Genomic DNA, 7761 nt, shown 5'->3' with positions numbered 1-7761 from the left:
GCCGAGGGCGAGGCCGACATCCGCACCGTCGTCGATACCGCGCGCCTCGCAGGCCGCAGTCCCTTCGGCACCATTCTCAAGACCATCGGCGCCTGAAACCAGCCATCAATGGCGTGGGTAATTACTCGTGAAGGTCGGCGTCGAAGTACGTGCCGTGGAACTTCTCGCAGTCGATCGTGGTGTCCGCGATGTTCAGGGTCTCCTCCATCGTCTCGGCGATGAGGGTGGCCTGAGCCACGTCCCGATCTGCGATGCCGCACCCGTTGACGAGCTTCAGGCGCAGTTCGCGCTCCAGCCGGACGGCCTTCTCGTAGTCCTGGCGTTCGCGGTAGGCGCGCTGACGGTCCGGACCCGAAGCATAGATCTTGGGCCGCCCGGTCTGCGATTGACGGACCGCGTGCTCGGGCAGGCCAAGTTCGAGCCGGTGAAGCCGGGAGCCGGGGAAGAGAATGTGGAGGTACTCGGCCGTCGAGCGATCCGGCACGTACAGGGTCTTCCGGGTCATGCTGTCAGGGTCGCGCAGGCTGATGCGCAGGGCGCCCTGGTAGATCACCTGCTGGTGAAAGGCGGTGAAGACCTCGTCATCGCTCAAGTCGGCGATGTGCTTCAGGAAGGCGATGAGGTCGGGCTTCGGGTTGGCTGCCAGGAGCAGGACGGCGGCGTCGAGGTGCTGGAACGTGTTGAGCCCGTGCGCGAAGGGGGGCAAACGCACGCCGCCCACGAAGCACTTCTCGACGCCGACGTGGCCGTTGTTGGCCAAGACCGCGATCGGTTGATCCCCGACCCGCTCGAGCACCGCGTCCACGAATGCATCACGATGTGTGCGCCCGGCCGCATCACCCGCGATCTCTTTGTTCGCGAACGTCTTCGACCAGCGCCCGTCGTAGGCGAAGTCGATGTCGAGCAGGTGGCCGTTGCCGTGCTCGGTGTAGCGCAGCGAGAAGGTCGAGGTGATGTCGCGGAACACCACGTGCTTGGCAAACATGCGTGACCACAGGAGGTACATCAAGGTGTCGGTGAAGTTCGCCGCCATGACGATGACCTGTCGCCAACCCTTGAGCACGGAAGGGTTGAGGACCGAGAAGGCATCCAACCGGCGCGGGACGCCGTGCACATCGGCTTCGGTGATGAGGGCGTTGTACCGGGCCGCCTGGACGTAGACGATCCGGTGTTTCGACACGACGGCCGACGCGAACGGCTGCATGCGCTCGTAGACCTCGTCCCCGCCGCGGTTGCGCGCGATGTCGTCGAGCTTGCGCGAACCGATCTTCTTACCGATCGCCCAATAGCTCGGGTCGGTCGAACGCGTGATCTCCAAGTGCTCCGTCACGAAGGCGTGCGTGTCCGGCAGTTTGAAGGAGAACGCTTCCTGCACGTCCAGGGCCTCGTCGATGATCTCGGTCCAGCCATCTCGGAACGAGGCGTACGTCTCGGCGAGGCGGACGAAAGCGGCGTGAGTGATCACCAGGATCTCGCCGCGGCCCTCGACCGCGTTGTTGATGTGGTCGATCACGGCCTTGGTGATGCCGCCGTTCAGCCGCGTCCGCTCGGAGATCTCGGTGACGTGGCTTGGGTCGATGCCGAGGCGCGTGAACGTGGTCTCGACGGTCTCGCAGATCAGCCGGTTGAGCAACTGGACGAGGATGATCTTCTCGCCCCGGACAACGCGCGCCTTCATGTCGTCGGTTGCGCCGTAGGTCTTGCCCGCGCCGCCGGGCGCGTTCACGAAATCGATTTGCTGCACGAAGTATGTCTCGTCTCGAATATGCGCCCTTCGTAGCTCAGACGGGGCGTGGGGATGAAGAAAATGCGTTACGAAAGTACCTATATATGAAAGGTATTTCGTAACAGAATTTGAAGTCTTGGATCCGCCCCAGTCCGTCTACCGGAGCCGCAGGCACAATAAACATGACGTGCGCGATCTTGTCCGGTCAATTTCCTCGGGCAGATCGCGCGTGACCTTCGAGCCGAAGACTTCGTGGCGCAGCCCGACGGCGTGGTAGAGCAGCCCGAGGATCTCGGGCTGCTCTACCACGCCGTCGCGAGCGGGTGGGCGCGCCTGCCGCGCCTACCCCTCGATACGCACGAAGATCATCGTGGTGATGACGATCCAGTACTGCCCCTTGGGCACGATCAAGGGATCGCGCACCTCCCGTGATCGAGGTAGCCTCGCGGCATGATCGAAGGCGACGATCCTACCCTGAAGGCGGTGGAGGTTCTCGTTGCGGCCGACTTCATGGTCGAGCGCTTCGACGAGGATCCCACGCTATGGCGGGTGAACGGTGAGGTGATGACCGGCGCCGAACTCCTCGACGAGGCGCGGCGGTTGGGGCTCATGGGTGAGTAGGACCGGTTTACGGTCGCTCTACGGCATGGCAGCCGCGATACACCGGGCGATCACGCACCTCGACGGGATCGCCCACGACCTCCCGACCGCACGAAGTCGTCTCGATCTTCTCGCGGACATGGGCGAGATCGAGATGTCGAAGAATGGCCAACAGATACGATCAGAAGCCCCATGGGCGGCCGTTGGGTCAGGGCTGCCTTCTGATCGCCAAAGCCGGTGAAACCCTCCCCACGCACCGGATTTCGCTCGGTCCGCCCGAGTGGAAGAAGATCACGGGGTCGTCTTCGACGTGCCGATCGGTCAGGACGAGATCGTCGTGACGGAGTAGGGTTTGAAGGACCACCTTGATGCGGAAGACACGGCCGAGAAGACCGAATTCGTTTTTGCCTCAAAGATCGTCTTAAAGAAGCGCATCTCGAAGGGCTTCTAGCGGACACAATCTGACACTTGGCACCCACTCGTGAGATTGGCTTAGGGTGATGAGCCTGCATCGGCAGCGATACACCCAAGCCGCTATTCCGGTAGGCTGAGACCGCCATCGGCCGCGAGGGCAAAGCTTGGGTTCCATGCGACCTCCCACAGGAAGCCATCGAGATCGGCAAAGTGGCCATGATAGCCGCCCCAGGCCGCTTCCCGTGCAGGACACGTGACGCATCCCCCCAGCGCCTCCGCCTGGACGAGCACGGTGTCCACCTCGTCCCGGTTTCGCGTATTGTAGGCCAGGGTCAGGCCCTGTGATGGTGCGGTTTGCAAGGGAACCCCGGCATCGGCGACCAAGTCGGCGCGAGGATACAGCGAAAGGCCGATGCCGTTGAGTTGGAAGAAGGCGACGCCTTCAGCCGCGATAATTTTCCTGGGCCATCCCAACCCTTCGTAGAAGGTCGTGGCGCGAACGAGATCGGCGACACCCAGGGTCACGAGACTGAGGCGTGGTTCCATAGCTGCGATCGGCTCAATTACGTGGCTGTTATCAAGGATAACACAGCGTTGGAAGCCCCCCCTCGCGGTGAGTGCCAAGTGTCTGACTTGGACCACTAGGACGCGGTGTCGAGGAAATCAGACCCAGATCGGGCGATGGTGAAGGCCCGGTCGTCGTCGGCATCGTGACCAACATGTTCTTCGACGAATGGTGCGTGCGGTGATCGGCACGGCGAAGATCATCTCGGGACGCTATGCCGCTTAATCGCGGACTCGCCGCCCACGAACATGGATCAATCTCGCTTGGCCGCCGCTTGTGCGAGGATCAGAATGCGGCGCCGTATCTCTGGATCGCTGATGCGCCGGTAGGCCAGCAGCAGTGCTGCGCAGGCTTCGTCGAGATCAGCCTTTCCGCTGGGAGGGTCGGCTTCAGATCCGACCAGCGGGTCAGACGTGCCGTGCAGCGTGGCCTGCGGTAGTTGCAACACGTCGGCAATGCGCTTCAGCAGTCGCATCTTGCGGGCACGCTCTGCCGCGGCTTGATCCTCCGGGGCGAAGCTGAACGCACGCCCACATCCGTCGTCGTGCTTCGCCATTTCAGTTCCGCCGCCAGTTGCAGGTGCGCAGGATTTAGATACCCTTGTTGCGAAGCGACGCAAGATTATGATGCTGTTCGTTGGTCGAATTGCGAAAGCGTCGGATCGTGCATGCCGCGTAAGTCACCTGAAAGCGCCCTGTGGTCACGCTCTCTGACGCTCGCTGCGCCCAGCATCGGCGTCTGGGAGACTGATCTCGAAGCCGACCTGACGCGTGGTGATGCGGTAGTAGCCCGTCTCTTCGGCTGGTCAGAGGCAGAGGCTGAGGAAGGCGTTCCGATCTCACGCTTTCTGTCGGCCATCCACCCGGATGATCTGGCCCAGGGTCAGGAACGTCGCCGCCGCATACGCGAGGAGGGGGGTGTTTTCGTCTGGGAGCACCGCGTCGTACCAGCGCCGGGGGTCGTGCGCTGGGTGCTGGCACGCGGTCAGTTCTGGCGAGATGCGAATGGCCGGATGTTCGGGCGGGGCATCGTCATCGACGTAACCGACAGCCGACGTGACGGGCACACTGACGGGCCAGCCCGGTTCCTAACCACCCCCGAGGTATCTGGTCCGCTCCTGGAGTCCATAGCCGAGCGCGCTCTGGAGATTGAGGAGATGGGTCGTGGCCTTGATGACGAAACCGCGAGGCAGGTTCGCCCTTTGATCGAGGGTCTGCTGTACGAGCTTGGTCGGCAAATCTCTGCATCACTGGCAGAGGACCCGACACCCGAGCGGCCGTCAGACCAAACGATGCACTGAGCGATACACGACACCAACGGCGATGTGCGAGCGGTGCTGCCCTTTGCTTATCGACACCTTTGCCCGAAGATACGAGCGGGTCGGGCCTGCGGATCAGGGTTTTGCCTCAGCCGCGATCAGCCGTCTCCCGCACCAGAATTAGAAGCTGACGCGGCTTAAGCGGGGTCCTGGATGCACCTGAATGGATGCAGGAGCAGCACGCACTCGTCCTCGACGCCACAAGGAGCATCGGGCAGGCCCGCAATGCCTACTGTGTCCTGCGGAGCATGCCGCGCGGAGTGTTGCTTTCTCGGGCTCCAGCGATGCGGCGTCGTATCGCAGCATAGAAAATCCTTGGACCTCTCGAAGGTCGCACTGAGGACGCCTGCGGCCAGTGAATCCGCAATCTACGACGACCTTCGTCGTGGAAGAACTCCATCAAAAATTACATTTACCCTCAAAGGCATCATCGCGTTGTGCCATCCGAGTTGCCCCCTCTCTACGCCGCCTGGAAGACCGGTGCGGACGAGGAAGACGCGGCGGATCTCAGGGGTTAGTCAGGTAATCCGCTTGAAGCCGCATCAACCTGCGACTGCCTCCGTACATTTCGTCACGTTCTCGTGACCAGATCAGCCAATTCAGGTTTTTCTGAAGGGGCGCACCTGGGATGGCGCCGATGCCGCTGTTTTTCTTCGATTTGCGGTCGCGACGTGGGCTGATGCCTGACGACACTGGGCTTGAGTTCGCGAGCGCTGAGATCGCGTATATCGAGGCTTGCAGAGCCATCCCTGAATTAACGACCGAACTCGTGCACGCGGGCGGTATTCCCCAGGGCTACGCTTTCGAGATTGCGGATGAGGCAGGGCGCATCCTGTGGCGGATCCCGTTCAGCGAGATCCTTGGCAGGAAGGCTGGGCTGTGACCTCACCGTGGCTGCGCGAGCAGATCGACACGCATCAGCCATTCTTAAAGAGCCAACTGCCAAAGCCGGTATCAAGCGGGCGGCGATCAAATGCGCGATCCTGGTCGCGCACCCGGTGAGGGAGTGAGCGAGCTGACGACCATGACCACCAATGGCAGGCACTGGTTCTACGATAGCAGGCTGATGGTCTGCTCGTTCTGCCTGCTGTCGGTCGTTGCGATCTTCTGGCAAATGAGCAGGTTCGAAGGCTTTCAGCCTATCTTCTCCTGCGCCAGCGCGAAAGACGTTGATCGCTTGCTGCTCTCGTCGGGGGTGGACGCCTGCATGAGCAGTGCGCGCTCTCAGGTCGAGACAGAGCGGTGCATGCGGACCGTCTATGTGCTGGCCTGCATGAAGGAACAGTGGCGTTAGAGGAGGAGATCCGGCAGCGCGACTGAGATAAGAATTCTGCGCCGAACGACGATTATTCGCCCTTCGCCTTGAACGCCCAGACCGGCACGCCCCAGACCTGACCCATTTTATCGCGGCGCTTCGACCTCGTTCGAACGCCACCCAGTGCGGCTCGACGGGCTGAGGGCGGTCGCCGGTAATCCGCACGCCGAAGAACTGCGTGCAGATGCGCTCATAGCCGGATTGTCGGCGGCACCGTCATCGGCATGTTCTTCGACGAATGGTGAGCGGCGCGGCGAAGAGCATGTCGCGAAGATGCGGAAGACCGATGGGCATCACCCACGGCGCCGGAGATCGGGCCGTCGCAGTCCGGCGTCGCATCCTTGTCGGCGAGCAGGCGGCGTATGGCCTCTTGCCACCGTCTCCGGACTCCCGGCGTCGAAGAACATATCTCTCTACGAAGGCCCTGAAGACGACGGGGGCAATATGATTGGCTGCGCTTCTCCGCCGAGACGACTTTTTCGGCCTGCCGGTCGAGTTGCCCACGCAAAAGATCGCGGTGGGCGAGATCATTCCTAAGCCTCATCGGTTGAGCCGGACACGACCTGCACAAACGAAGCCTCAGCGAGCCGCCGCCGTCTTCACCAGCGGGCACTCGCTCTCGGCGAGCGAGGGGTAAGCGTCCTTCGGCTTGATCGTGCTGAGGACCTTGTACACGTCCCACGGCCCCTTCGACTCCGCAGGGGTCTTCACCTCGACGAGGTAGAAGTCGTGGACGAGTCTGCTATCCCCGCGCAACGTCGCGCCGGGGGCGTAAAAGTCCTCCACCGGGTTCGCGCGCATCCAGGCGAGCACCTTGTCCGTATCATCCGTCCCGGTGGCCGCCACGCCCTTGAGGTAGTGGCCGACCGCCGAGTACATCGACGCTTGCGCCTCGCTCGGTATGGCGCCGTGCAGCTTGTAGAACCGCTGCGCGAACGCCCGCGTCTCGTCGTTGAGGTCCCAGTACCACGCCGTCACCGCGCGCAGCCCGGCGGCGATACTCAAGCCCATGCTGTGCGTGTCGGTGAGGAAGAGTAAACCGGCCACGGGCTTCTGGGGTCCGCCGGTCATGCCGAATTCTGTCCACTGCTTCATCTCGGTGACCAGTTGCGACCCCGTGCTGGCGAAGCCGATCGTGTCGGCCCCCGACGCCTGTGCCTGCAAAAGATACGAGGTGTAGTCGGTCTCCGCCGAAGGGTGGAACACCTCGCCCAGGGACTTGCCGCCTGCCGCCGCGAGAAGCGTCTGGGAGACGGAGACCATGTTGCGGCCGAAGGCGTAGTCCGCGCCGATGAAGAACCACGTCTTCTGGCCCTTAGGGACCAGACCACGGATCGGTCCAGCCACGAGGTTGTAGGCGTCGTGCAGCCATGACAGCCCGGTCGGGACGCATTGCCTGCCGGTCACCTCTGTGGTGGCGACCGCCGAGTAGACTGCTATCCGGTTCTTCTCCCGGATGATCGATTGGATCGCCAAGGCCACGACCGAATTGCCGACATCGGCGATGAGATCCACGCCGTCCACGTCGATCCATTTGCGCACGATCGTGGCGCCGACATCCGGCTTGTTCTGGTGATCGGCCGAGACGACCTCGACCTTCAGGCCGTGTGCCTCCGGCTTGAAATCCTCGACTGCCATTTGCGTGGCGATCACCGACCCTTTTCCGGTCGGATCGGACAGGAACCCGGTCTGATCGTTGACGACGCCGATCCGAACCACGCCGCCGGAGATCTCAGCGCCGACCGCGACAGAGGCTCCGGCGGTCGTGATGAGCAGTCCGCCGATCAGCGCCCGCAGATGGGTCTTCAGCTTACCCGGCATAC

9 protein-coding genes are annotated in these 7761 nt (G+C 62.6%); 5 read left to right on the top strand and 4 right to left on the bottom strand.

The genetic code is table 11. The features are described 5' to 3' along the window. Positions 1-121: 121 nt before the first annotated feature. Positions 122-1744 carry a hypothetical protein gene (locus tag FV242_RS16210; RefSeq protein WP_147939630.1) on the bottom strand — a complete coding sequence of 541 codons (1623 nt, stop codon included), beginning with the start codon at positions 1742-1744 and terminating at the stop codon, positions 122-124. A gap of 234 nt (positions 1745-1978) precedes the next feature. Between FV242_RS16210 and FV242_RS16205 the strand changes: the two genes are divergently transcribed. Then, positions 1979-2158 (top strand): hypothetical protein, encoded by a 180-nt coding sequence (locus FV242_RS16205; protein ID WP_147939629.1) that lies wholly within the window; start codon positions 1979-1981, stop codon positions 2156-2158. A gap of 18 nt (positions 2159-2176) precedes the next feature. Next, positions 2177-2347 (top strand): hypothetical protein, encoded by a 171-nt coding sequence (locus FV242_RS34605; RefSeq protein ID WP_187277566.1) that lies wholly within the window; start codon positions 2177-2179, stop codon positions 2345-2347. A 513-nt stretch (positions 2348-2860) separates the two neighbouring features. Here FV242_RS34605 and FV242_RS16200 read toward each other — a convergent pair. Then, positions 2861-3286, bottom strand: a complete 426-nt coding sequence (locus FV242_RS16200; protein ID WP_147939628.1) for a VOC family protein — start codon at positions 3284-3286, stop codon at positions 2861-2863. A gap of 272 nt (positions 3287-3558) precedes the next feature. Next, the gene (locus tag FV242_RS16195) at positions 3559-3861 is read right to left on the bottom strand and encodes a hypothetical protein (RefSeq protein ID WP_147939627.1); all 303 of its coding nucleotides are present in this window, start codon (positions 3859-3861) and stop codon (positions 3559-3561) included. A 111-nt stretch (positions 3862-3972) separates the two neighbouring features. Between FV242_RS16195 and FV242_RS16190 the strand changes: the two genes are divergently transcribed. The 3 genes from FV242_RS16190 to FV242_RS16180 all read left to right on the top strand — a co-directional run bounded on the left by FV242_RS16190 (position 3973) and on the right by FV242_RS16180 (position 5917). Next, positions 3973-4605, top strand: a complete 633-nt coding sequence (locus FV242_RS16190) for a PAS domain-containing protein (protein WP_147939626.1) — start codon at positions 3973-3975, stop codon at positions 4603-4605. Between the two features lie 655 nt (positions 4606-5260). After that, on the top strand, positions 5261-5506 hold the full coding sequence (locus FV242_RS16185; protein WP_147939625.1) for a hypothetical protein: 246 nt from the start codon (positions 5261-5263) through the stop codon (positions 5504-5506). A 123-nt stretch (positions 5507-5629) separates the two neighbouring features. Beyond that, positions 5630-5917: a hypothetical protein gene (locus FV242_RS16180; protein ID WP_246692730.1), complete on the top strand. Its 288-nt coding sequence runs from the start codon at positions 5630-5632 to the stop codon at positions 5915-5917. Positions 5918-6517: 600 nt separating this feature from the next. On the opposite strand, the gene FV242_RS16175 is transcribed toward FV242_RS16180, so the two are convergent. Continuing rightward, positions 6518-7759, bottom strand: a complete 1242-nt coding sequence (locus tag FV242_RS16175; RefSeq protein ID WP_147939624.1) for an ABC transporter substrate-binding protein — start codon at positions 7757-7759, stop codon at positions 6518-6520. Positions 7760-7761: the final 2 nt, after the last annotated feature.

Origin of the sequence: Methylobacterium sp. WL64, assembly GCF_008039945.1 — a bacterium.
In the GTDB taxonomy this organism is placed as follows: Bacteria; Pseudomonadota; Alphaproteobacteria; order Rhizobiales; family Beijerinckiaceae; genus Methylobacterium.
The sequence above is the reverse complement of the archived record's forward strand: the minus strand, read 5'-3'. Positions and strand labels throughout refer to the sequence as shown.

Coding starts and splice junctions, on each gene's coding strand:
- FV242_RS34605 (WP_187277566.1), top strand. CDS start 2,177: ATGATCGAAGGCGACGATCCTACCCTGAAGGCGGTGGAGGTTCTCGTT.
- FV242_RS16200 (WP_147939628.1), bottom strand. CDS start 3,286: ATGGAACCACGCCTCAGTCTCGTGACCCTGGGTGTCGCCGATCTCGTT.
- FV242_RS16195 (WP_147939627.1), bottom strand. CDS start 3,861: ATGGCGAAGCACGACGACGGATGTGGGCGTGCGTTCAGCTTCGCCCCG.
- FV242_RS16190 (WP_147939626.1), top strand. CDS start 3,973: ATGCCGCGTAAGTCACCTGAAAGCGCCCTGTGGTCACGCTCTCTGACG.
- FV242_RS16185 (WP_147939625.1), top strand. CDS start 5,261: ATGCCGCTGTTTTTCTTCGATTTGCGGTCGCGACGTGGGCTGATGCCT.
- FV242_RS16175 (WP_147939624.1), bottom strand. CDS start 7,759: ATGCCGGGTAAGCTGAAGACCCATCTGCGGGCGCTGATCGGCGGACTG.